Below are 22,889 nucleotides of genomic sequence, written 5' to 3'. Positions count from 1 at the left end.
ATCGGTCAGCAGGTGGAGTTGCCCACGCCGTAAACCGCTCGTCTACGCGTCGGCGGACCGCACCACATCGCGATCACCGTGGGTCAGGCGGGTCAGCGCTGCAGGGTGAGCAGGCCCGGCCGGTACGGCAGTTTCTGGTAGTCGGTGCCCCCCGGTGTGTTGGTGGGGAGGCCCTGGTAGAGGAACTGCAGGTTGCAGGGATCGATGGTCATGGTCTGGTCGGGGTTGTTGCGGATCAGGTCACCGTGGCTGACGCCCTGGGCCCAGGTGGAACCGCTGTTGGCCTGGCCCGCGAAGGGGCTGCTCTCGCTGCCGGCCTGGACGGTCCACGGACCGTTCAGGCTGGAGGCGGTGAACGAGCGGAAGTAGCGGTTCGAACCCTGCGCCTCAACGATCATGAGGTACTGGTTCTGGCCCTGGACCTTGTAGACCTCCGGCGCCTCGAACAGAAGGTCCCTGTTTGCTTCGCTCATGATCGTCGTGTACGAGGAGCCGAAGTTGCCCGGGAAGTTCCCGATCGGCAGGCTCGCTTGGTAGATCTTGCCGTTGTCACCGGCGAAGAACAGGTACATGTTCTGGTCGTCGGCGATCATGGTCGGGTCGAGCGGGGCGCCGTCATCGCCGGCGGGGAGGCTGCCGGTGAACAGCGGCTGCCGGGCGGACCAGCCGTTGGGGTTGGTGGGGTCGCTGGACGTGCGGTAGTAGAACGGCCACTGACCCCACTGGTCCACCATCACCCAGATGTTCTTGGGCGCGAAGTAGAACAGTTCGGGCGCCACCGCCACGGGCTCGTTCATCGCGGTCTGGCTGGCCGCCCCCATGTCCGACCAGTTCGTGAAGGGACTGAACGCCGTCGAGCCCCACTTCGTTCCGTCGGAGGTGGTCGCGTAGACCAGGTGCTTGCCGTTGTACTTCACGGTGGCGAAGTCCTTCAGCGCGACCTGCCCGTTCGCCGGCTCCGCCAGCGGACCCGTCGAGGTCCACCTGTAGGTCGACGGAAGAGCACACGCGTTGCTCGCCCCGGACAGGCCGGTCCACTTCTGGTTGGCGCCGCCGTGGCACGACCAGAGCTGCACCCCCGTGCCGTTGGCCTTACCCCAGCCCGAGACCTCCAGGCACAGCCCGGACCGCACGCCGACGATCGTGCCGTCGGGGTTCACCCGCCACTGCTGGTTCTCAGTGCCGGTGCACGTCCAGATCTGCACCGGGGTCCCGGGCGTGGTGCCGCCGTTCCGGGCATCCAGGCACTTGTTGCCGTACACGGTCAGCTGGTTGCTGTCCGTCAACGTCCACTGCTGGTTGGTTCCGCCGTGGCAGTCCCAGATGTGCACGTTCGCGCCGTCGGTCTGGCTGAAGCCCGACACATCGAGGCAGCGGCCGGAATCAACACCGCGCAAGTCGCCGGTGGTGGCCGCCTGAGCCGGGCTGGCGACGAGCAGCGCCGCCAACGCGGCCAAGGCCGCAACCGCGGCGGCGAGTACTGCAGAGGGATGTCTGTGGCTGAAACTACGTCTGTGCATAAGGACCTCGTCATCCTTGAGCATGCGGCTCCGGTTTGTCCCGTGAGGCTGTTCCGACGCCGGTGTGGTGCGGCCCTGAATGTTCGATATGCCGAACTAGGGTCGAAGTGTCGAGCGATTGGGATGATTGAGGTTCCGGTGAACAGCGTCAATACCTCTCGCACAATTCGCGAGCCGAAACATCCGCATTGAACCAGGAGGCTTCAACTTCCGTGGTTGTACGGGTCTTTGGCGTGAGGGGCGGGGCCGCGGAGCCAACCCCCTGAGACGCGACACCTATCGGACAAGGCCCGCCACGATCGTGGTGATGGTGCGTTCGACGACCGCGTCGCGCTGATCGCCGGGGAGGCCGGCGAGGGGCCCGTCAAGGATGAGCAGCGAGAGGCCGTGGACGGTCGACCAGGCGGCGACCTCGGCGGCGGGCCGGTTCTCCGGCCGCATCCGGCCCGTGGCCACGAGCGCGTCGAGCGTGTCGGAGAGCTCCACGAACGCCGCGAACTCCGGCCTGTCGTCGGGGGCTTCGAGGCCGGTGAAGGCGTCGGGCTCCTCCGTGGCCGTACGGCAGAAGGCGGTACGGAAGAGCCCCGGGTGCTCGATCGCAAACCGTACGTAACCACGCCCGATCGCCTCGGCCCTGCGCACGGCCTCCTCCCCGGGGTCGTCGAGCCGGGGTCGTGCGTTCAGGGTCTCGGTCATCGACGCGGCGAGCGCCTGCTGGCCACGGGCCTTCACGGCATGGAGGAGATCTCCCTGGCCGCTGAAGTGGCGGTATGCGGCGGTGGGTGACACGCCGACGCTGCGGGCCGCTTCGCGCAGGACGACCCGCTCGGGGCCGCCCTCGGCCGCGAGTTCCACGGCGGCCCCGATCAGCGCGTTACGGAGATCGCCGTGGTGGTAGCGGGACTTGCCGCCAGTGATCGCTCCCATGGCTCCATCCTGCCTGATGACTCCATCCTGCTCCGAAAGCCGAAGTTGACGCCGTTAACATCCTGTGCCATCGTCGATGTTAACAGCATAAACATCTGGGGGCGATCACCGTGTTTGATCGAATTTCCGAGCTGGCCCTGCACCGGGGCCGACTTCTACTGACACTGACCGTGGTGGCCGTGGTCGCGATGGGGGCCATCGGCTTCGGGGCGTTCGGCAAGCTGTTGGGCGGCGGCTTCGAGGATCCGAACGCGCCCTCGACCCGCGCCCAGGAGCTCATCGACGAGAAGTTCGGCGGCGAGACCAATCTGGTCCTGCTGGTGCGGGCCGACGACGGCGACCTCGGTTCCGCCGACGCCGAACGCGCGGGCCGCACCCTCACCTCGGAGCTCAACGGCGAGCCCACCGTGGCGAACGTGATCTCGTACTGGGACACCGGCGCCGCCACGCTGACCTCCCGGGACGGTGACGCGGCGCTGGTGCTGGCCCACGTCAAGGGCGACGACACCGAACAGGGCGACAACGCCTCGGCGCTCATCGACGAGTACACCGGCGATCGGAACGGGCTGAGTGTGCAGGCCGGCGGAAACGCCGCGGTCGGTGACGAAGTACCCACTCAGGTCGCCAAGGACCTCGCGCTGGCCGAGGCGATCGCCGTACCCCTGATCCTCATCCTGCTCGTGATCGCCTTCGGCAGCCTCGTCGCGGCACTGCTGCCCCTGGTCATCGGGCTGATCGCGATCGTCGGCACCTTCGCCGAGCTCTATGTGCTCGGCAGCATCACCAACGTGTCGGTGTTCTCGATCAACCTCACCACCGCCCTCGGTCTCGGCCTCGGCATCGACTACGCCCTGCTCATGATCAGCCGGTTCCGCGAGCACCTCGCGGAGGGCGCCGACGTTCCCGAGGCCCTCCGGCACACCGTACGGACGGCCGGGCGGACCATCGTCTTCTCGGCGGCGACCGTCGCCGCCGCACTCGCCGCCCTGCTGGTCTTCCCGCAGTTCTTCCTGCGCTCCTTCGCCTACGCGGGCATCGGCGTGGTGGTCATCGCCGCCGTCAGCGCCCTGCTCGTCGTCCCGGCGCTGCTCGCCGTGCTCGGCCACCGGGTCAACAGCGGCCGCCTGCCCTGGGCGCAGACCGTACGCAGCGCCGAGGCGCCCTTCTGGGGCCGGCTGGCCCGCACGGTCATGCGCAGGCCCGCGCTGACCGCACTTCCGGTCCTCGGGATCCTGCTGCTCGCCGCGAGTCCCCTGCTCGGCGTCACCTTCGGCACGCCGGACGAGCGAGTACTGCCGGAAAGCGCCCAGAGCCGGCAGGTCGCCACCGAAGTTCAGCGCGACTTCACCGGCAGCGACGAATCGGCGGTGCAGATCGTCACGACGGGGCCCGTGGCCGCGGACGGGCTGCGCTCGTACGCGACTGAGCTGTCGCGGCTCGACGGCGCCGTACGGGTCGAGACGTCCGCCGGCACCTTCAGCGAGGGCCGCGCCACCCCGCCAGGGCCTGCGAACGCCGCACTAGGTCGGCCCGACGCCCAGCGGATCACGGTCGTCACCGGCCTCACCCCCAAGTCGGACGAAGCCCAGGACCTGGTCAAGGACGTACGGGCAGTGGATCCGCCCGCCGGGACCGAGACACTGGTCGGCGGCACCGACGCGCGCCTCGTCGACTCCAAGGACTCGATCGCCGACCGGCTCCCGGCCGCCATCGCTCTCGTGGCGGTCACCACATTCGTACTGCTCTTCCTGTTCACCGGCAGCGTGGTGCAGCCACTGCGGGCGCTGGTCCTCAACGCCATCAGCCTCACCGCGGCCATCGGCGTGATGGTGTGGATCTTCCAGGACGGCCACCTGTCGTCGCTGCTCGGCTTCACGCCACAGCCGATGGACACCTCCATGACGGTGCTCATGTTCTGCATCGCCTTCGGTCTGTCCATGGACTACGAGGTCTTCGTGACCAGCCGGATCAAGGAACTGCACGACGCGGGCGCCGACACCGAGACCGCCGTCACCAGCGGGCTCTCGCACACCGGACGGATCGTGACCATGGCCGCCGGCCTGCTCGCGGTGAGCTTCTTCGCCTTCGGCACGGCCCAGGTCAGCTTCATCCAGATGTTCGGGCTCGGCAGCGGCCTGGCTATCCTGATCGACGCGGTGGCCGTACGCGGGGTACTGGTCCCTGCGGCCATGCGCCTCCTCGGCCGTACGGCCTGGTACTCGCCGAAGCCGCTGCGCGCGGTGCACGGCCGGCTGGGCCTCACCGAGGGCGCGCCCGCCGAGAAGGAGGAGCGGACGCCCGCCAAGGTCTGACCCTCTGTCGGCGTGCAGTTGACACAGGCGCTCGGCCGGGACTCCCGGCCGAGCGCCTGCATCAGGACGTCAGGACGCCGGGACGTCGGGACGCGGCACCAACTCTGAACCCTGTCGCATGAGTAGGCGGGTCAGCCGCCCTGGGCCCATTCCTTCAGTGCGGCTTTGCTGCTGAAGTCGGCCACGTTCTTGTCCAGCGGGTTGTCGGTGTACTGGTGGAAGCGCCACTTGGCCTGGATGCGGGGTTTGCCGGCAGTCACGTAATCGGCGATCCACAGGCCGTCGCCCGCGTACGAGGTGCTGTCGTGGTTCAACCAAAAATTCCGGTTGCAATACAGGATGGTGCGGTGATTGGGCCGCAGTTCCTTCACTTTCCGGATGAAGCGGTCCTTTTCCGAGTTGCTCGCACGCGTGCCCTCGCTCGTCGTTTCCCAGTCCACGGCGAGGATGTCGCCCGCCTTTTCCGGGGCCTTGCTGACGAAGTACTCGGCCTGGGCCGTGAGGTTGCCGGGCCAGAGGAAGTGGTAGAAGCCGACCACGCAGCCGGCGTCGCGGGCTCTCTTCGTCTGGGCAGCCAGCTTGGGGTTGGTGTACGTACGGCCCTCCGTCGCCTTGACGAAGACGAAGGACAGGCCATCGGTGTCGTACGAGGACGACTGATGGGAACTGACATCGATGCCGCGCAGCATGGGGGGATCCTCCGTGCGGTGGGGGAGAGGGAAGAGGGGGCCGGGAAAGCCGCAACTACCTTGGGTTTTCCCTTACTTCAGACGCCTCACCCTCGTATGGCTGTTCTGTCGAACGCAGGCGCAAAGCCTAAACTGCCCATCCACCGGCCGACGAAGGGACGTAACCGTGGCTCAGCGGTCAACCGAGGACGAGCCCATTGCCCTCAAGCCCGCCCTCGAATCGATGACCCGGCTCGTCGCCGCCGTCATCGTCCACGACAAGGCCACCAACCGCGTCGTCCTCCTCCAGCGCGGCCAGAACGCCAAGTTCGCCCAGGGCATGTGGGACCTCCCCGTCGGCAAGAGCGAACCCGGCGAACCCATCACCGAAACCGCCGTACGCGAGCTCTACGAGGAGACCGGCCTCACCGTGAAGCCGGAGTCGCTGAAGGTCGCCCACATCATCCACTGCGCCTGGGGCGTCGAAGCTCCCAACGGCTTCCTCACGGTCGTTTTCGCCGCCCATGAATGGTCTGGCGAACCCGAAAACCGAGAACCGCGCAAGCACGCCCAGGTGCGCTGGGTTGACGTCGAGGCCATCCCCGGCGAGTTCGTGAGATCCACCGCAAGTGCCCTCCACAGCTACCTCAAGGGTGGCCCTCAGGTGTTCCTGGACGGCTGGACGGTAGAGAAGGGGGCGAGCCCTCTCAGCACTCGATGATGTTCACCGCGAGTCCGCCCCGGGCGGTCTCCTTGTACTTCACGCTCATGTCGGCGCCGGTGTCCTTCATGGTCTTGATGACCTTGTCGAGGGAGACCTTGTGGGAGCCGTCACCGCGCATGGCCATCTTGGCGGCCGTGACCGCCTTCACGGCGGCCATGCCGTTGCGTTCGATGCAGGGGATCTGGACCAGGCCGCCGACCGGGTCGCAGGTCAGGCCGAGGTTGTGTTCCATACCGATCTCGGCGGCGTTCTCGACCTGTTCCGGGGAGCCGCCGAGGACTTCGGCCAGCGCACCGGCCGCCATCGAGCAGGCGGAGCCGACCTCGCCCTGGCAGCCGACCTCGGCGCCGGAGATGGAGGCGTTCTCCTTGAAGAGCATGCCGATGGCTCCGGCGGCGAGCAGGAAGCGGACGACTCCGTCTTCGTCGGCGCCGGGGACGAAGTTGAGGTAGTAGTGCAGGACGGCCGGGATGATGCCCGCCGCGCCGTTGGTGGGGGCGGTGACCACGCGGCCGCCCGCCGCGTTCTCCTCGTTCACGGCCATCGCGTAAAGGGTGATCCACTCCATGGCATGGGCCAACGGGTCGCCCTCCGCGCGGAGTTGGCGCGCGGAGACGGCGGCGCGGCGGCGGACCTTCAGGCCGCCTGGCAGGATGCCCTCGCGCGACATGCCGCGGGCCACGCACGCCTGCATCACCCGCCAGATCTCCAACAGGCCGGCCCGGATCTCGTCCTCGGTGCGCCAGGCCCGTTCGTTCTCCAGCATCAGGGCGGAGATCGACAGGCCAGTGTCCCGGGCCAGACGCAGCAGCTCGTCGCCCGTACGGAAGGGGTACTTGAGGACCGTGTCGTCGAGCTTGATGCGGTCGGCTCCCACCGCCTCCTCGTCCACGACGAAGCCGCCGCCCACCGAGTAGTACGTCCTCGTCAGGAGTTCGGCGCCGGCAGCGTCGTACGCCCAGAGCGTCATGCCGTTCGCGTGGTACGGCAGCGTCTTGCGGCGGTGCAGGACCAGGTCCTCGTCGAAGGAGAAGGGGATCTCCCGCTCGCCGAGCAGGTTCAGGGACTTCTCGGAGCGGATCGCGTCCACGCGTTCGTCCGCCGTCTCGACGTCCACGGTCCGCGGGGAGGCGCCTTCCAGGCCGAGCAGTACCGCCTTCGGGGTGCCGTGGCCGTGGCCGGTAGCGCCCAGGGAGCCGTACAACTCGGCGCGGATCGAGGCGGTCGGGGCCAGCAGGCCCTCGTTCTTCAGGCGGTGGGCGAACATGCGGGCCGCGCGCATCGGGCCGACCGTGTGGGAGCTGGACGGGCCGATGCCGATCGAGAAAAGGTCGAAGACCGAGATGGCCACGGTGACTCCTCAACTACAAGGTGGTGCATGGGGTGGGGCACCGCGCACGTACGTCCAGTGTGCGCGGTGCCCCGAAGAAAGCGCCCGAACAAGGCGCCCGGAACGTACGGACCTACTTCAGACCGGCGTACAGCGGGTGCTTGTCGGCCAGCGCGGACACCCTGGCCTTGAGCGACTCGGCGTCGTAGACGGGCTTCAGCGCCTCGGCGATGATGTCCGCGACCTCGGCGAAGTCCTCGGCCGTGAAGCCGCGGGTGGCGAGGGCGGGCGTACCGATCCTGAGGCCGGACGTCACCATCGGCGGGCGCGGGTCGTTCGGGACGGCGTTGCGGTTGACGGTGATACCGACCTCGTGGAGGCGGTCCTCGGCCTGCTGGCCGTCGAGCTCGGAGTGGCGCAGGTCGACCAGGACGAGGTGTACGTCCGTGCCGCCGGACAGTACCGAGACGCCGGCCGAGGTGACGTCGTCCCGCATCAGGCGCTCGGCGAGGATCCGCGCGCCGTCCAGCGTGCGCCGCTGGCGCTCCTTGAACTCCTCCGAGGCCGCGACCTTGAAGGAGACGGCCTTCGCGGCGATCACATGCTCCAGAGGACCGCCCTGCTGACCGGGGAAGACAGCCGAGTTGATCTTCTTCGCGAGTTCGGCCGTGGACAGGATCACGCCACCGCGCGGACCGCCCAGCGTCTTGTGGGTGGTGGTCGTGACGACATGCGCGTGCGGGACGGGGTTCGGGTGCAGACCCGCCGCGACCAGGCCCGCGAAGTGCGCCATGTCGACCATCAGGTACGCGCCGACCTCGTCCGCGATACGGCGGAAGGCGGCGAAGTCCAGCTGCCGCGGGTACGCCGACCAGCCCGCCACGATCAGCTTCGGCCGGGACTCCTTGGCCAGCTTCTCGACCTGGGCCATGTCGACCTGGCCGGTCGCGTCGTCCACGTGGTACGCGACGACGTTGTAGAGCTTGCCGGAGAAGTTGATCTTCATGCCGTGGGTCAGGTGCCCGCCGTGCGCCAGGTTCAGGCCCATGATCGTGTCGCCGGGCTTGAGCAGGGCGAACATCGCGGCCGCGTTGGCCTGGGCGCCCGAGTGCGGCTGCACGTTGGCGTGTTCGGCGCCGAAGAGCTCCTTGATCCGCTCGATGGCGATCCGCTCGACGACGTCTACGTGCTCACAACCGCCGTAGTAGCGGCGGCCCGGGTAGCCCTCGGCGTACTTGTTGGTGAGGACCGAGCCCTGGGCCTCCATGACCGCGACCGGAGCGAAGTTCTCCGAGGCGATCATCTCCAGGGTGGACTGCTGACGGTTCAGCTCGGCGTCGACGGCGGCGGCGACGTCCGGGTCGAGTTCGTGCAGGGGCTGGTTCAGAAGCGACATCAGTCAGGAGTCCTTCAGGAGGCGGAGTCGGAGCCGGAGAATTCGGTGTACTCGGCCGCGGAGAGCAGGTCCTTCGGCTCCTCGGCGATCCGTACCTTGAACAGCCAACCCCCCTCGAACGGGGCCGTGTTCACCAGCGCCGGGTCGTCCACGACGTCCTGGTTGATCTCGGTGACCTCACCGGTGACCGGCGAGTACAGATCGCTGACCGACTTCGTCGACTCCAGCTCACCGCAGGTCTCGCCCGCGGTCACCGTGTCGCCGACCTCGGGGAGCTGTACGTACACGACGTCGCCGAGCGCGTTCGCCGCGTACTCGGTGATGCCGACCGTCGAGACGCCGTCCTCGGCGACCGACAGCCACTCGTGCTCCTTGCTGTAGCGCAGCTGCTGGGGGATGCTCATGGCCTGAATTCTCCTGTACGCGGGGGAAGGGTGATGAACGGGTTGTCGTGCGTGACGGGACCGCGGATACGACACGAGACACGACACGCGGATACGAGACGGCACACGGGAACGTACGCCACGTCGGCGTGCCGCCGAACCGCGGGCGGGACTACTTCTGGCGCTTGTAGAACGGCAACGCCACGACCTCGTACGGCTCGTGACTGCCCCTGATGTCCACGCCGACACCCGGCATGCCGGGCGCGGAGTGCGCGGCGTCGACGTACGCCATCGCGATCGGCTTACCGAGGGTCGGCGAGGGCGCACCGGAGGTGACCTCGCCGACGACCTTGCCGTCGGCGACGACCGCGTACCCGGCGCGCGGGACGCGGCGGCCCTCGGCGACCAGGCCGACGAGGACGCGCGGCGGGTTCTTCTCAGCGCGCTCGGCGGCCTCGGCGAGCGCCTCGCGCCCCACGAAGTCGCCCTCCTTCTCGAACTTCACGACCCGCCCAAGCCCCGCGTCGAAGGGGGTGAGCGAGGTCGACAGCTCATGCCCGTACAGCGGCATGCCCGCCTCCAGGCGCAGCGTGTCCCGGCAGGACAGGCCGCAGGGGATGAGGCCCGCCGAGGATCCCGCCTCGGTCAGCGCCTGCCACAACTTCTCCGCGTCGGCCGGGGCGACGAACAGCTCGAAGCCGTCCTCGCCCGTGTAGCCGGTCCGCGCGATCAGGGCCGGGACGCCGGCGACCGTGCCGGGCAGACCCGCGTAGTACTTCAGGCCGTCCAGATCGGCGTCGGTGAGCGACTTGAGGATGGTGGGGGACTCGGGGCCTTGGATCGCGAGCAGCGCGTACGCGTCACGGTCGTCGCGTACGACGGCGTCGAAACCCCCACGAGCAGCGGCGCGCTCGGTCAGGGCGTCAAGGACCACCTGGGAGTTGGAGGCGTTGGCCACCACCATGTACTCGGTCTCTCCGAGCCGGTACACGATCAGGTCGTCGAGGATGCCGCCGTCCTCGCGGCAGATCATGGTGTAGCGGGCGCGGCCGACCTTGACGCTGCCGAGGTTCCCGACCAGCGCGTAGTCGAGCAGCGCGGCGGCCTCCGGTCCGGTGACGGTGATCTCGCCCATGTGGGAGAGGTCGAAGAGACCGGCCTTCGTACGGACGGCCAGGTGCTCGTCGCGCTCGGAGCCGTACCGCAGCGGCATGTCCCAGCCGGCGAAGTCGGTCATCGTGGCGCCGAGCGAACGATGCAGGGCATCGAGGGCTGTGCGGCGTGGAATGGTGCTGCTCATCGGACGGGCTCCCAAGGCATGACGGCGAGGTCGTTCCTCCCCATCTGTCATCGGAACCTGAGAGGTTCGCCATGACCTGTACGGTCAGTGGCTTGCACCGTGGGTGGAGCCGCCGCCCTGACTACCAGGAGACGACCCGCTTTTCAGATGTGCCTCGCCCGCGCGGTAACGGGGCCTGAGAGATTCAAGGGAGGGACTTGCTCCTTCGGCGCCCGGACACCCGTACACCTTCGTGTACACGTACCCGGAACTCTCCCGCGCGGATTCAAACGGCCGGTATGCAGTTGGCGCGCACATCATCGCACGCATCGGTGCGGCACGGCAGGGGGGTCATTCACAGCGGGCCCACAGGCGTTCACAGTGATCTGTGACGGGCCTGTGGCAGGGCAAGAACGAAAACGGAAGGCTGCGCGCATTACCTTCTCTTTACACTCGACGGGGATGGGTCTCCCGACCCGATGGGGAGGACGAACAGCGTGAACAGGACCACGGCTTACGCGACCGGTGCCGCCGTCGCACTGCCCAAGCAGCCCGCTGTCCCGGCTGCCCCGGCCAGGGAGGCGTGCGGCCCGTTCCCGGCGCCCGTCGTCCGTGATCTACGGGAGCGGGCGGGACGCAGTCCGCACGGCCTGCGCTTCGGCGCGGCTGATCTCGTCGTCGTCACGGGCCTGCCGGGCAGCGGCAAGTCGACCCTGATGCGCCGCGCCGTGACGGGCGTACGCATCGACTCGCAGGACACCCGCGACCGCTGGGACCAGCGCCTGTCCCGGTTTTTGCCGTACGCGGTCTACCGCCCTCTCGTGCGTGCCGCGCACTACGCGGGCCTGCGCCGCGCCCTGCGCTCCGGCGAGGGCGTCGTCGTGCACGACTGCGGCACCCAGGCCTGGGTACGCAACTGGATCGCCCGCGAGGCCCGCCGCCGCGGCGGCACGCTGCATCTGCTGCTCCTCGACGTCCCGCCGGACACGGCCCTGGACGGCCAGCGCGAGCGCGGCCGCGGCGTCTCCCGGTACGCCTTCGCCCGGCACCGCGCCGCGGTCGCGCGGCTGTTGCGCTCCGTGGAGAAGGGCGACCTGCCGGAGGGCTGCGGTTCGGCGGTCCTCATCGACCGGTCGGCGGCGGATGTGCTGCGGCGGATCGACTTCGGTGACGGGCGCTCCGCTGGGTGAGGCGGTTCTCCGCTGCGGGTGCGTTGTGGCTGGTCGCTCCCCCACTCTCGACTCCGCTCGAGCGGGGGGACCCCCATCGCGGCGGAGCCGCAAATGTCACAGCCCCGCGCCCCTAAGAGGCCTGCGGCCTCCTTAGGGGCGCGGTAACGAACCGGAGCTCGGGCAGTCGCTCTGGTGGGCGCTAGGGTTTTCCGGCGCAGCGGTTGCTGTGCCAGCAGTGGTTTTCGAGCAGGTGGTAGAGGCAGATGGACTTCCCCGCACAGGCGCACCCTCATCCCCATGTCGGCTGGCCCGGCAACGAGTTGGAGGAGGTGCTCGCCGCGTCCCTGGGCGCCCCGGCGGGGGCGTCGGCTGGGGCGCGGATCGTGGAGGTCCTCGGCCGGAGCTTCCTCTGGGTGCCCCTGCCGAACGGCGGTGGCCCGCACAGCGGTCCGCTGGACCTGCCCGCGATGGAGCTCGACGGACAGGCGTACGTCCCGGTCTTCAGCTCGGAACAGCAGCTCCGGCAGATCGCCGGCGACCACATGTCGTACACGATCGCGCCCGCCGTCGAGTTCGCACGCGGACTGCCGCCGCAGGTGGGCATCGCGGTGAACCCGGAAGGCACGGTCGGCGTCCCGCTCCCTCCGCCCGCCGTTGCCGAACTGTGCCGAGCCGGCCGCACCGAACTGGACGGTCCCGCAGGCGGCGGCCGAGTCCGCCTGTACGAGCCCGACTGGCAGCACGACCCGGTGGACTTCCTCAACGCCGCAGCGACCGAGTTCGAAGCCACCGGCACCGTAAGAACGGCCCGCCGCTGCCTGGCAGCCATCGAAACAGCGGACCCGGTCCTGTTCATAGGCGTAGAACTGACCTCCTGGGACCCGGAAGCCCGAGCCCGCCCCCTGGACGCCCTGGGCAGAGCCCTAACCCGAGCCCCATCCCCCTGGCCGGTAAACCTGGTCTTCCTGGAAGCAGCAGTAGACCCAGTAACCACGTGGCTACGAGAACGGGTCCGCCCCTTCTACCAAGCCCCGCTATAGCGGGCGCCCCGTCGGGGGCGCCCGCTAGGGGCGCGGGGAACTGCGCGACAAGCCACAACGGACCCGCAGCCCGCAATCAACAAGGAGCCCCGAGCTCAAATCGGCACTTACAGCGGAGGCCAGCTCACAACGGTTCAGCCAGCGCAGCGCATAAGCTGGTTTCATATCCGAGTCAACTTCACGAAGGGGCGGTACAGGTGAGCGCCAGCGGCATCGCGGCCGGGCAGGTCGAGCACATGCTGCGCCAGGTCACGCCCGGGCGTTACGACGCCTACGAGGCGCTCCTGCGGGCGCTCGCGACCCCCGGCGGTGGCCAGATCTGGATGCTGCTCTGGCACGGCCAGGCCGGCTCACCGGACGCCCAGTACGGAAACATGGAGGTGGAGGGCTTCAGCTACGCGCCCTGTGTCACCTCCGCCCAGGAGCTCTCGGCCAGCGGCTGGAACCGTTCGTACGAAGTCGTCGACGGCCTCGATGTGGCCCGCACCCTCTACCCCGATCACTACGGCCTGTGGCTGAATCCGCACGCCCCCGGCGGCGGCGTCGGCGTCCCCTGGCTCGACCTGCGCCGTATCGCCACCGGGATGGAGCGGCAGCCCGCAGGCCCGCTCCGGATGGCCGAGCCGAGCATCGAACTCCCGCAGTTCTACGCCCTCCTCGCGCAGAACGCGCATCGCACCGCCGCCGTGCGCTCGCTGCGCCGCGCCTGGGTGCAGCCCGCGCTCGGGGCGCCGTATCTGGCCATCGGCCTCGATGTGTACGACACGAGTCCGCCCGCCGTGGACTCGGTGCGGGCGATGATGCAGCAGTCGATCAGCGCCGTACCGGAAGGGCTGCCGGTGTCGACCGTCGCGATGTCCGACGAGTACGACCCGGTGGCCATGTGGATGCGGGCCATGACGCGCCCGTTCTACGACCGCGAGGCCCACGCGGCCCCCGCACAGGCACCGGTGGCGGGCGGCTACGGCTACCCGGATTCTTACTGACCTCTTGTTCAGGCCCTCTGGTCCTGCCGGGCTCGTACTGCCACCCTCGTACTGACGCTCCGTCGGACTCTGCCCGGCCCCCGGCTGATCCCGGCTGACGCGGGCTCACCCCGCCGGACCTGCTCCGTTCGGCTTCTGTTCGACCTCGATTCGACTTCGCATCCGGTTCGGGTTTATTGTCCCGATCTACGCGGGTAAACGCGGCGTGTGACTCTTGAGTATCAACTGTCCCGCGTCCGCACCCCGTTGCATACCGTTCGGATAACGGAAAGTCCCAGACAGCATCACGTTTAGGCATCCATTCACCGCCAGGTCTGGCAACAGATCGCTGAACCGTTGAAGACTCCGGCTTCGGGGGTGTTCGCCCCTGTGTACGACGGACTGATCACGCCGCTTACAAGCGGCATGTGGGGGCCGGCTACAGCCGGTTGAGAGGGGTCGCTGCCACGATGACGGCACCATTGCACGAGCCGACCGCGGAAGCGGCCCCGAGTGCTGCCGAGGAGGCGGTGCTCGCCGGCTCCGCCGAGGGCAAAGCCGTACAGGGGCGTTCCCTCGGCCGGATCGCCTGGGAGCGCCTCAAGCGCGACAAGCTGGCCCTGACGGGCGGCGTCGTCGTGCTCGTACTGATCGCGATCGCACTGCTCGCACCGGTGATCACCAACCTGGTCGGGCAGGACCCCGAGACGCACCACGAGGACCTGATCGACCCTCTCTTCTCGACCCCCAAGGGCTCCTGGGGCGGCATCAGCGCGGACCACCCCTTCGGCGTCGAACCGGTCAACGGGCGCGACGTGTTCGCCCGGATCGTCTACGGCGCCCGGATCTCGCTCCTGGTCGGCTTCCTGTCCGCCCTCGTCGCGGTGGTGCTCGGCACGATCCTGGGTGTGCTCGCCGGCTACTTCGGCGGCTGGCTGGACGCGATCATCAGCCGTGTGATGGACGGTCTGCTGGCGTTCCCTCAGCTGCTCTTCATCATCGCGCTGGTCTCGGTGATGCCGAATCAGATGCTGGGCCTCACCGGCACGGGCGTGCGCATCTTCGTGATGATCCTGGTGATCGGCTTCTTCGGCTGGCCCTATGTCGGACGCGTGGTGCGCGGCCAGACGCTCTCGCTGCGTGAGCGCGAGTACGTCGAGGCCGCCCGCAGTCTCGGCGCCGGGCGGGTGTACATCCTGTTCAAGGAACTGCTGCCCAACCTCGTCGCGCCCATCATCGTGTACACGACGATGATGATCCCGACCAACATCCTCACCGAAGCGGCGCTCAGCTTCCTGGGCGTGGGCGTCAAGCCGCCCACCGCCTCCTGGGGCCAGATGCTCTCGAGCGCGATCGACTACTACGACTCGGACCCCATGTACATGGTGATCCCGGGTCTGGCGATCTTCATCACCGTCCTTGCCTTCAACCTATTCGGCGACGGCGTGCGCGACGCGCTGGATCCGAAGGGTTCCCGCTGAACTGCCGTACCCCCAGGGCCCGTCATCTGTCGGCGGGCCGCTACACACACGGAGGATCCGAGTGATTACCCAACGCACCAAAGGGCGGCGTAAAAAGGCCGTGGCCGCCGCAGCCTTGGCCGCTGCGCTGCTGGCCACGGCGGCGTGCGGCGGCGGCGGCACCGACGACGGCGGGGAAGGCGGCGCGGCCGGCTTCGACGCCGCGAACAACAAGGTCGCCCAGGCTTCCGAGGCCGCGAAGGGCGGCGAGCTGAAGTTCGCCGGCGTCCAGGACGCCGACTCGTGGGACACCACGCGCGGCTACTACGGCTTCATGTGGAACTTCTCCCGCTACTACAGCCGTCAGCTGGTGACCAACAAGACGGAGCCCGGTGCCAAGGGCGCCGAGGTCACCCCGGACCTCGCCACCAGCACGGCGAAGATCACCAACGACGGCAAGACGTACACGTACACGCTGCGTGACGGGATCACCTGGGAGGACGGCAAGCCGATCACCTCCAAGGACATCAAGTACGGCATCGAGCGTGTGTGGGCGCAGGACGTGCTGTCCGGCGGTCCGGTCTACCTGAGGGACGTCCTCGACCCGAAGGGCGAGTACAAGGGCCCGTACAAGGACACGTCCCCGGACAAGCTGGGTCTGAAGGCGATCGAGACGCCCGACGACAAGACCATCGTCTTCAACCTGCCCGCGGCGAACTCCGACTTCGAGGAGATGCTCGCGCTGACCTCGGCGTCCCCGGTCCGCCAGGACAAGGACACCAAGTCGAAGTACGGTCTGAAGCCGTTCTCGTCCGGCCCGTACAAGTTCCAGTCGTACACGCCGAACAAGAAGCTGGTCCTGGTCCGCAACGAGAACTGGAAGCAGGCCTCGGACCCGGTCCGCAAGGCGTACCCGGACAAGATCTCGCTGACGCTGTTCACCAACGCCAATGACATGGACCAGCGTCTGATCAACGGCGACTACCACCTGGACGTCAACCAGACCGGTATGTCCCCGCAGGGCCGCACCACCGCCCTGAAGGAGCACAAGGGCAACCTGGACAACCCGGTCTCCGGCTACATCCGGTACGCGGTCTTCCCGCAGACGGTCAAGCCGTTCGACAACATCCACTGCCGCAACGCCGTGATCTACGGCGCCGACCACGAGTCGCTGCAGACCGCGCGCGGTGGCCCGGTCGCCGGTGGCGACATCGGCACCAACATGCTGCCGCCGTCCGTGCCGGGCTCCGAGGGCCAGAAGTACGACCCGTTCGAGATGGCCGGTAAGAACAAGAAGGGCAACGCCGCCAAGGCCAAGGAAGAGCTGAAGGCCTGCGGTCAGCCCAACGGCTTCAAGACCACCATCGCGGTCCGCAACAACAAGCCGGTCGAGGTGGCCACCGCCGAGTCGCTGCAGGCGTCGCTGAAGAAGGTCGGCATCACCGCCGAGATCGACCAGTTCGACGGTGCGCAGACCACCGGCATCATCGGCAGCCCTGAGAACGTGAAGAAGAAGGGCTACGGCATCATCATCATGGGCTGGGGCCCGGACTTCCCGTCCGTCCAGGGCTACGGTCTGCCGCTGTGGCACAGCAAGTACATCCTGGAGAGCGGTAACAACAACTTCGCGATGATCGAGGACAAGACCATCGACGGACTCTTCGACCAGTACGTCAAGGAGCTCGACGACGCGAAGAAGGAAACCATCGCCACGGAGATCAACCACAAGGTGATGGAGGGCGGTTACTACCTGCCCTTCGTCTTCGAGAAGTTCATCAACTGGCGCTCCAGCGACCTGGCGAACGTGTACACGACCGACGGCTACAGCGGTATGTACGACTTCGTGAACCTGGGCCTCAAGAAGTAATTCCGACCGGCGCACCCGCCATACGGCACGAAAGGCAGGTGAAGGCCGGCGCGGCGTAACCCGTGGGCCACCGGAAGACCTCCGGTGGCCCACGGTCCGCCGCCGGGCCGAGAGCAGTGCTCGCATACCTCTTCAGGCGGCTCTTCGCCGCCGCAGTGATGCTGGTGGTCATCATTCTGGTGGTCTTCTGCATCTTCTTCCTCGTCCCCAGGTGGGCGGGTGTGGACCCGGCCACGATGTTCGTGGGCAAGCAGGCCGACCCGCAGGCCATCGAGGACGTGCGCCAGAAGCTCGGCCTCGCCGATCCGATCCTTGTGCAGGTCTGGGAGTTCTTCAAAGGCCTCTTCGCGGGTCGCACCTACGCGGCTGGCGGCGACGTAACGGAATGCGCGGCGCCGTGCTTCGGCTACTCCTTCAAGAACGAGCAGGCCATCTGGCCGGTGCTCACCGACCGCTTCCCGGTCACGCTGGCCCTCGCGCTCGGTGCCGCCGTTCTGTGGCTGCTGTTCGGTGTCGCGGCGGGCGTGCTCTCCGCGCTCAAGCGCGGCTCCCTGTGGGACCGCGGCGCGATGGTCGTCGCCCTAGCCGGCGTCTCGCTCCCCATCTACTTCACCGGCCTGCTGTCGCTGGCGATCTTCAGCTACGGACTCGGCTGGCTCGACGCCCAATACGTCCCGATCGAGGAGAGCTTCGGCGGCTGGCTGGGCGGCATGATCCTGCCCTGGATCACTCTCGCCTTCCTCTATGCGGCGATGTACGCCCGTATCACCAGAGCGACGATGCTGGAGATCATGGGCGAGGACTACATCCGTACCGCCCGGGCCAAGGGCCTGCGCGAGCCGGTCGTCATAGGCAAGCACGCCATGCGCTCCACCATGACGCCGATCCTGACCATGCTCGGCATGGACCTCGGCGCCCTGATCGGCGGCGCGATCCTGACCGAGACCACGTTCAGCCTGCCGGGCCTCGGCGCCGCCGTGCTCAAGGCGATCAGCGACAAGGACCTCCCGGTGATCCTGGGCGTCACGCTGATCACCTCGCTCGCGGTGATCGTCGCCAACCTCGTCGTGGACATCCTGTACGCCGTGATCGACCCCCGAGTGAGGCTCGCATGACCGAACTCAGCAAGAGCGGGTCGGCGCTGGGCGAGCCCGTGAAGGACTCGCCCGCCCCGACCGCCTTCCTCGAAGTCCGCGACCTGAAGGTGCACTTCCCGACCGACGACGGACTGGTCAAGTCCGTCGACGGGCTGAGCTTCTCGCTGGAGAAGGGCAAGACCCTCGGCATCGTGGGCGAGTCCGGCTCCGGCAAGTCGGTGACCTCGCTCGGCATCATGGGCCTGCACACCACCGGCCAGTACGGCAAGCGCAAGGCGCAGATCTCCGGCGAGATCTGGCTGGACGGCACGGAACTGCTCACCGCCGACCCCGACCACGTACGCAAACTGCGTGGCCGCGAGATGGCGATGATCTTCCAGGACCCGCTGTCGGCGCTGCACCCGTACTACACGATCGGTCACCAGATCGTGGAGGCGTACCGCATCCACAACGACGTCGACAAGAAGACCGCGCGGCGGCGCGCGATCGAGATGCTCGACCGCGTGGGCATCCCGCAGCCGGACAAGCGCGTCGACGGCTACCCGCACGAGTTCTCCGGCGGTATGCGCCAGCGCGCGATGATCGCGATGTCGCTGGTCAACAACCCCGAGCTGCTCATCGCGGACGAGCCGACGACCGCCCTGGACGTGACCGTCCAGGCGCAGATCCTCGACCTCATCCGGGATCTGCAGAAGGAGTTCGGCTCCGCGGTCATCATCATCACCCACGACCTGGGCGTCGTCGCCGAGCTCTCCGACGACCTCCTGGTGATGTACGGCGGGCGCTGCGTCGAGCGCGGCCCGGCCGAGAAGGTCTTCTACGAGCCCCGGCACCCCTACACCTGGGGCCTGCTGGGCTCGATGCCGCGCCTCGACCGCGAACAGCAGGAGCGGCTCATCCCGGTCAAGGGCTCACCGCCCTCGCTGATCAACATCCCGTCGGGCTGCGCCTTCAACCCGCGCTGCCCGTACGCGGACGTCCCCAAGGACAACGTCACCCGCACGGTCCGCCCCGAGCTGACCGAGGTCGGCAGCAAGCACTGGGCCGCCTGCCATATGACGCAGGAGCAGCGGGAGCGTATCTGGACCGAAGAGATTGCGCCCAAGCTGTGAGTGAGAAACCCGAGGACGCGGCAGTGACCACATCCGCACAGAGCGACGGCGCGGGCCCGAAGCCGGCCGCGGGGACGACCCTCACCAAGGACGCCGCCCCCGGCGAGACCCTGCTGAAGGTGACCGGGCTCCAGAAGCACTTCCCGATCCGCAAGGGCCTGCTCCAGCGGCAGGTCGGCGCGGTGCGGGCGGTCGACGGCATCGACTTCGAGGTCAAGTCCGGCGAAACGCTCGGCGTCGTCGGCGAATCGGGCTGCGGCAAGTCGACGATGGGCCGGCTGATCACCCGGCTGCTCGAACCGACCGCGGGCACCGTGGAGTTCGAGGGCAGGGACATCACGCACCTCGGGGTCGGCGGTATGCGCCCGATGCGCCGTGACGTCCAGATGATCTTCCAGGACCCGTACTCGTCGCTGAACCCGCGCCACACGATCGGCACCATCGTCGGGGCCCCCTTCAAGCTCCAGGGCGTCACGCCCGAGGGCGGCATCAAGAAGGAGGTCCAGCGGCTGCTGTCGGTGGTCGGCCTCAACCCCGAGCACTACAACCGCTATCCGCACGAGTTCTCCGGCGGCCAGCGCCAGCGCATCGGCATCGCCCGCGCGCTCGCGCTCAACCCGAAGCTGGTCGTGGCGGACGAGCCGGTCTCCGCCCTGGACGTGTCCATCCAGGCGCAGGTCGTGAACCTGCTGGACGACCTCCAGCAGGAGCTGGGCCTGACGTACGTGATCATCGCGCACGACCTGTCCGTCGTACGCCATGTCTCGGACCGTATCGCGGTGATGTACCTCGGCAAGATCGTGGAGCTCGCGGACCGCGACTCGCTCTACAAGGCGCCGATGCACCCGTACACCAAGGCGCTGATGTCGGCCGTGCCCATCCCTGACCCCCGGCGCCGGGCCGCCAAGAGCGAGCGCATCCTGCTCAAGGGCGATGTGCCCTCGCCGATCTCGCCGCCGAGCGGCTGCCGCTTCCACACCCGGTGCTGGAAGGCCACGGAGATCTGCACGACCAAGGAGCCGCCGCTCCTCGAGCTGAAGCCCGGTCAGCAGGTGGCCTGCCACCACCCGGAGAACTTCGAGGATCAGGCCCCGCAGGACACCGTTCTGCTGACCGCCGCGAAGGAAGCGGCGGCGCTGGTGGCCGACGAGGTGCTCGCGGAGTCGGCGGAGACGTCGGCTGCGGTCGCGGCGCAGGTGGGGGAGACGTCGGGCGAGGAGCCCGGGGATTCCGGTACCGCCAAGGACTCCGGTACCGCTAAGGACTCCGGTACCGCCAAGGATTCCGGGGCCTCCAAGGAGTAGCTTCCGCGGCATGACAGAAAACGGGAGAGCGCGTGCGCGCTCTCCCGTTTTCTGTGTGCGCGGGGAGATGTCACGTGGCTGAAATCTCAAAAGCTACTGCTTAGTAGTTAGTTGTTGTACCGTTCAGGCATGTCAGAAGCAGCTCTCGTACAGGCAGCGATCGGCGACAGCGAGTTCGACCGCGACACCGCGGTCGCGCGCCGCGCACCCGGCGTCTACGACATCGACCTGTCCGCCGGATGGACGATCATCAACGCCGTCAACGGCGGTTACCTGCTGGCCGTTCTGGGCCGCGCCCTCGCGGACGCCCTGCCGCACGGCGACCCGTTCAGCATCTCCGCGCACTACCTGACCGCGTCCGAACCGGGTCCGGCGGTCGTCCGCACGGATGTCGTACGCACCGGCCGCACCCTGTCGACGGGTCAGGCCTCCCTCTTCCAGTACGACGACGCCGGCCGGGAAGTCGAGCGGATCCGAGTCCTCGCCTCCTATGGTGACCTGGACGCGCTCCCCGACGACGTACGCACCTCGGCGAAGCCGCCTGCGATTCCGCCGCTGGACCAGTGCTTCGGGCCCGCCGACTCGCCCGCTCCCGTCCCCGGCAGCTCCGCCATCACCGACCGGCTGATGCTCAAGCTCGACCCCTCCACGCTGGGCTGGGCTCTTGGTTCGCCGTCCGGCAAGGGGGAGATGCGGGCCTGGTTCGGGCTCGCCGACGGCCGGGACGCCGACCCCTTCTCGCTGCTTCTCGCGGTCGACGCGCTGCCGCCGACCGCCTTCGAACTGGGCCTGTCCGGCTGGGTTCCGACCGTCGAGCTGACCGTGCACATCCGCTGCCGTCCGGCGCTGGGTCCGCTGCGGGTCTCGATCACGACGCGCAACCTCGCCGGCGGTTTCCTGGAGGAGGACGCCGAAGTCTGGGACAGCGCGGACCGGCTGGTGGCGCAGTCGCGACAGCTTGCGCGGGTCAGGCTCTGACCTATTGCAGGTAGGCCTGTTGCACGCAGGCCTGTTGAACGCAGGGCGGCGAAAGGGCGCGTACGGCAGCTTCGTACGCGCCCTTCGTGTGCGTCCTGCTGAGGGGATGTCACCCCAACCAGTGTCGGCGGCCGACCGCGATCAGGCGCATGCGGCGGGTCGCCACCCGGAGGACCTGGTCCTGCTCCTCGGGGGACGCGTCCAGGAGGTTGGACGCGGTCATCAGCATCTGGTCGACGTACAGGCCTGCGAGCATCAGCAGGTCGTCGTCGCTCCAGCCTGCCGACTCCGGGTGCTCGGCCAGTGCGGTCCTCACCTCCTCGGTGAAGCGGGCGAGTTGCTCTGCGATCGCGGCCCGGACTTTCTGGACCCCGCCATTCCGTTCGCGGGCGATAAAGCGGATGTGGGCTGGGTACTCGCGTACGTGACGGGCGATCAGCTCGACGGCGCGCTCGATACGTTCGTCGCCGTCGCCGGCCGCTGACACCGTGCCGGCGATCATCGTGTGCAGGCTGCCCAGCGCCTCCTCGACCAGGGCCACCCCGAGATCGGCCGTCGAGGGGAAGTGCCGGTAGAAGGCGGTCGGGGCGACGCCCACGGCCCTGGTGACCTCGCGCAACCCCAGACTGCTGAGGCTCTGCTCCTCCAGCAGAGTCAGCGCGGCGTCCAGGAACGCCTGTCTCGTCTTCTGCTTCTGGGCCTGACGGACGCCGAGGGTGTGACTCATGCCATGCAGTTAACAACTGTTCTCTGTGATTTGGAAAGTCATGGACGGGCTAGACTCGCTAGTCAGTGAACAGCTGTAACTACAAGCGTTCACCGAACAGTGGTCTTCATCCAGCAACGCATACGACCCCACGACCACGGGAGGCATCCCATGCTGTTCCTCGTCGCGGCACTTCTGCTGCTGGGCGTCGTCCTGGGCACCGTGGCCCACGCGCCGCTCCCCTTCACTCTGGTCGCCGCTGCGGTCATCGGCGCCTGGCTGGCCGTCTTCGCGGTCCGCGAGCGTCACTCGCGCCGTCGCGAGAACACCAATTGACCACGTCCCTACGCTTGTTGGGAGCAGACCCATGCAACTGACCACCGCCGCGCCCCAGCGCCGTAACGCCGTCCGTCGCGACGCCGATGGCATGGCCGTGGCGTCCTTCATCCTGGGACTCGTGGGCCTTCTGGTCTTCAACATCTTCCTGGGCCCCATCGCCATAGTCCTGGCATCCGTGGCCCTCTACCGCAACACCACCCGCCCCGGCCGCGCCTACCTGGGCCTGGGCCTCGGCATCGCCGACCTCCTGGTCCTGGCGGCCTTCATGTCGGTGGACAACACCTTGTCGTGGAGCCTCGGCGGCTGACGG

Annotated in this window: 21 protein-coding genes and 2 riboswitches; of the genes, 13 read left to right on the top strand and 8 right to left on the bottom strand. The window is 68.1% G+C overall.

Going from position 1 to position 22,889, the window contains the following annotated elements:
• Window positions 1-92: 92 nt before the first annotated feature.
• Both ACQEVY_RS13915 and ACQEVY_RS13910 read right to left on the bottom strand, forming a co-directional pair.
• The gene (locus ACQEVY_RS13915) at window positions 93-1,520 is read right to left on the bottom strand and encodes a non-reducing end alpha-L-arabinofuranosidase family hydrolase (protein ID WP_432948268.1); all 1,428 of its coding nucleotides are present in this window, start codon (window positions 1,518-1,520) and stop codon (window positions 93-95) included.
• Between the two features lie 276 nt (window positions 1,521-1,796).
• Complete coding sequence (locus ACQEVY_RS13910) at window positions 1,797-2,447, bottom strand: TetR/AcrR family transcriptional regulator (RefSeq protein ID WP_432948266.1); 651 nt, start codon at window positions 2,445-2,447, stop codon at window positions 1,797-1,799.
• Window positions 2,448-2,557: 110 nt separating this feature from the next.
• Here ACQEVY_RS13910 and ACQEVY_RS13905 point away from each other — a divergent pair, with 110 nt between their 5' ends.
• Window positions 2,558-4,759 carry an MMPL family transporter gene (locus ACQEVY_RS13905; protein ID WP_432948264.1) on the top strand — a complete coding sequence of 734 codons (2,202 nt, stop codon included), beginning with the start codon at window positions 2,558-2,560 and terminating at the stop codon, window positions 4,757-4,759.
• 131 nt (window positions 4,760-4,890) lie between these two features.
• Here ACQEVY_RS13905 and ACQEVY_RS13900 read toward each other — a convergent pair whose 3' ends face one another.
• Entirely contained in the window at window positions 4,891-5,448 is a 558-nt protein-coding gene (locus ACQEVY_RS13900) for a glycoside hydrolase family 25 protein (protein WP_432948262.1), read from the bottom strand.
• A gap of 166 nt (window positions 5,449-5,614) precedes the next feature.
• On the opposite strand from ACQEVY_RS13900, the gene ACQEVY_RS13895 reads away from it, so the two are divergent.
• Entirely contained in the window at window positions 5,615-6,148 is a 534-nt protein-coding gene (locus ACQEVY_RS13895; protein WP_432948260.1) for an NUDIX domain-containing protein, read from the top strand.
• On the opposite strand, the gene ACQEVY_RS13890 is transcribed toward ACQEVY_RS13895, so the two are convergent.
• The 4 genes from ACQEVY_RS13890 to gcvT form a co-directional block, all read right to left on the bottom strand.
• Window positions 6,135-7,502, bottom strand: coding sequence for an L-serine ammonia-lyase (locus ACQEVY_RS13890; protein ID WP_432948258.1), 1,368 nt, complete (start codon window positions 7,500-7,502; stop codon window positions 6,135-6,137). The genes ACQEVY_RS13895 and ACQEVY_RS13890 overlap by 14 nt on opposite strands.
• 112 nt (window positions 7,503-7,614) lie before the next feature.
• The gene (gene glyA / locus ACQEVY_RS13885) at window positions 7,615-8,877 is read right to left on the bottom strand and encodes a serine hydroxymethyltransferase (RefSeq protein ID WP_432948256.1); all 1,263 of its coding nucleotides are present in this window, start codon (window positions 8,875-8,877) and stop codon (window positions 7,615-7,617) included.
• 14 nt (window positions 8,878-8,891) lie between these two features.
• Window positions 8,892-9,281 (bottom strand): glycine cleavage system protein GcvH, encoded by a 390-nt coding sequence (gene gcvH / locus ACQEVY_RS13880; protein WP_328768496.1) that lies wholly within the window; start codon window positions 9,279-9,281, stop codon window positions 8,892-8,894.
• Between the two features lie 151 nt (window positions 9,282-9,432).
• A complete protein-coding gene (gene gcvT, locus ACQEVY_RS13875) occupies window positions 9,433-10,560 on the bottom strand; it encodes a glycine cleavage system aminomethyltransferase GcvT (protein WP_432948254.1) in 1,128 nt (375 codons plus the stop codon).
• Between the two features lie 34 nt (window positions 10,561-10,594).
• Window positions 10,595-10,713: riboswitch (glycine riboswitch) on the bottom strand.
• Window positions 10,714-10,828: riboswitch (glycine riboswitch) on the bottom strand.
• 208 nt (window positions 10,829-11,036) lie between these two features.
• Here gcvT and ACQEVY_RS13870 point away from each other — a divergent pair.
• The 9 genes from ACQEVY_RS13870 to ACQEVY_RS13830 all read left to right on the top strand — a co-directional run bounded on the left by ACQEVY_RS13870 (window position 11,037) and on the right by ACQEVY_RS13830 (window position 21,534).
• On the top strand, window positions 11,037-11,729 hold the full coding sequence (locus ACQEVY_RS13870) for an AAA family ATPase (RefSeq protein ID WP_432948252.1): 693 nt from the start codon (window positions 11,037-11,039) through the stop codon (window positions 11,727-11,729).
• Window positions 11,730-11,974: 245 nt separating this feature from the next.
• A complete protein-coding gene (locus ACQEVY_RS13865) occupies window positions 11,975-12,751 on the top strand; it encodes an enhanced serine sensitivity protein SseB (RefSeq protein ID WP_432948250.1) in 777 nt (258 codons plus the stop codon).
• Between the two features lie 197 nt (window positions 12,752-12,948).
• Window positions 12,949-13,737, top strand: a complete 789-nt coding sequence (locus tag ACQEVY_RS13860; RefSeq protein ID WP_432948248.1) for an enhanced serine sensitivity protein SseB C-terminal domain-containing protein — start codon at window positions 12,949-12,951, stop codon at window positions 13,735-13,737.
• 449 nt (window positions 13,738-14,186) lie between these two features.
• A complete protein-coding gene (locus tag ACQEVY_RS13855) occupies window positions 14,187-15,197 on the top strand; it encodes an ABC transporter permease (protein ID WP_432948246.1) in 1,011 nt (336 codons plus the stop codon).
• 61 nt (window positions 15,198-15,258) lie between these two features.
• Complete coding sequence (locus ACQEVY_RS13850; protein WP_432948244.1) at window positions 15,259-17,043, top strand: ABC transporter substrate-binding protein; 1,785 nt, start codon at window positions 15,259-15,261, stop codon at window positions 17,041-17,043.
• Between the two features lie 116 nt (window positions 17,044-17,159).
• Window positions 17,160-18,158 (top strand): ABC transporter permease, encoded by a 999-nt coding sequence (locus tag ACQEVY_RS13845; RefSeq protein WP_432948242.1) that lies wholly within the window; start codon window positions 17,160-17,162, stop codon window positions 18,156-18,158.
• Window positions 18,155-19,252: an ABC transporter ATP-binding protein gene (locus tag ACQEVY_RS13840; RefSeq protein WP_432948240.1), complete on the top strand. Its 1,098-nt coding sequence runs from the start codon at window positions 18,155-18,157 to the stop codon at window positions 19,250-19,252. The genes ACQEVY_RS13845 and ACQEVY_RS13840 overlap by 4 nt, the downstream gene beginning before the upstream one ends.
• A 23-nt stretch (window positions 19,253-19,275) precedes the next feature.
• On the top strand, window positions 19,276-20,556 hold the full coding sequence (locus ACQEVY_RS13835) for an ABC transporter ATP-binding protein (protein WP_432948238.1): 1,281 nt from the start codon (window positions 19,276-19,278) through the stop codon (window positions 20,554-20,556).
• Between the two features lie 129 nt (window positions 20,557-20,685).
• On the top strand, window positions 20,686-21,534 hold the full coding sequence (locus tag ACQEVY_RS13830; protein ID WP_432948236.1) for a thioesterase family protein: 849 nt from the start codon (window positions 20,686-20,688) through the stop codon (window positions 21,532-21,534).
• A 109-nt stretch (window positions 21,535-21,643) separates the two neighbouring features.
• Here ACQEVY_RS13830 and ACQEVY_RS13825 read toward each other — a convergent pair whose 3' ends face one another.
• The gene (locus tag ACQEVY_RS13825) at window positions 21,644-22,261 is read right to left on the bottom strand and encodes a TetR family transcriptional regulator (protein ID WP_432948234.1); all 618 of its coding nucleotides are present in this window, start codon (window positions 22,259-22,261) and stop codon (window positions 21,644-21,646) included.
• A gap of 150 nt (window positions 22,262-22,411) precedes the next feature.
• Here ACQEVY_RS13825 and ACQEVY_RS13820 point away from each other — a divergent pair, with 150 nt between their 5' ends.
• Window positions 22,412-22,576 (top strand): hypothetical protein, encoded by a 165-nt coding sequence (locus ACQEVY_RS13820; RefSeq protein WP_432948232.1) that lies wholly within the window; start codon window positions 22,412-22,414, stop codon window positions 22,574-22,576.
• Window positions 22,577-22,607: 31 nt separating this feature from the next.
• Window positions 22,608-22,886, top strand: coding sequence for a DUF4190 domain-containing protein (locus ACQEVY_RS13815; protein WP_432948230.1), 279 nt, complete (start codon window positions 22,608-22,610; stop codon window positions 22,884-22,886).
• The last annotated feature ends 3 nt before the right edge of the window (window positions 22,887-22,889 follow it).

This window comes from Streptomyces sp. CA-288835 (genome assembly GCF_050936385.1).
In the GTDB taxonomy this organism is placed as follows: Bacteria; Actinomycetota; Actinomycetes; order Streptomycetales; family Streptomycetaceae; genus Streptomyces.
Note: the sequence above shows the minus strand (reverse complement) of the source record. Positions and strands in the feature narration are given on the sequence as shown.

Bases quoted from the DNA above. Each gene is read 5' to 3' on its own strand.
- ACQEVY_RS13825 (WP_432948234.1), bottom strand. From the start codon at position 22,261: ATGAGTCACACCCTCGGCGTCCGTCAGGCCCAGAAGCAGAAGACGAGA.
- ACQEVY_RS13865 (WP_432948250.1), top strand. From the start codon at position 11,975: ATGGACTTCCCCGCACAGGCGCACCCTCATCCCCATGTCGGCTGGCCC.
- ACQEVY_RS13915 (WP_432948268.1), bottom strand. From the start codon at position 1,520: ATGCACAGACGTAGTTTCAGCCACAGACATCCCTCTGCAGTACTCGCC.
- gcvT (WP_432948254.1), bottom strand. From the start codon at position 10,560: ATGAGCAGCACCATTCCACGCCGCACAGCCCTCGATGCCCTGCATCGT.
- ACQEVY_RS13820 (WP_432948232.1), top strand. From the start codon at position 22,412: ATGCTGTTCCTCGTCGCGGCACTTCTGCTGCTGGGCGTCGTCCTGGGC.
- gcvH (WP_328768496.1), bottom strand. From the start codon at position 9,281: ATGAGCATCCCCCAGCAGCTGCGCTACAGCAAGGAGCACGAGTGGCTG.
- ACQEVY_RS13815 (WP_432948230.1), top strand. From the start codon at position 22,608: ATGCAACTGACCACCGCCGCGCCCCAGCGCCGTAACGCCGTCCGTCGC.
- ACQEVY_RS13840 (WP_432948240.1), top strand. From the start codon at position 18,155: ATGACCGAACTCAGCAAGAGCGGGTCGGCGCTGGGCGAGCCCGTGAAG.
- ACQEVY_RS13900 (WP_432948262.1), bottom strand. From the start codon at position 5,448: ATGCTGCGCGGCATCGATGTCAGTTCCCATCAGTCGTCCTCGTACGAC.
- ACQEVY_RS13910 (WP_432948266.1), bottom strand. From the start codon at position 2,447: ATGGGAGCGATCACTGGCGGCAAGTCCCGCTACCACCACGGCGATCTC.
- ACQEVY_RS13855 (WP_432948246.1), top strand. From the start codon at position 14,187: ATGACGGCACCATTGCACGAGCCGACCGCGGAAGCGGCCCCGAGTGCT.
- glyA (WP_432948256.1), bottom strand. From the start codon at position 8,877: ATGTCGCTTCTGAACCAGCCCCTGCACGAACTCGACCCGGACGTCGCC.
- ACQEVY_RS13830 (WP_432948236.1), top strand. From the start codon at position 20,686: ATGTCAGAAGCAGCTCTCGTACAGGCAGCGATCGGCGACAGCGAGTTC.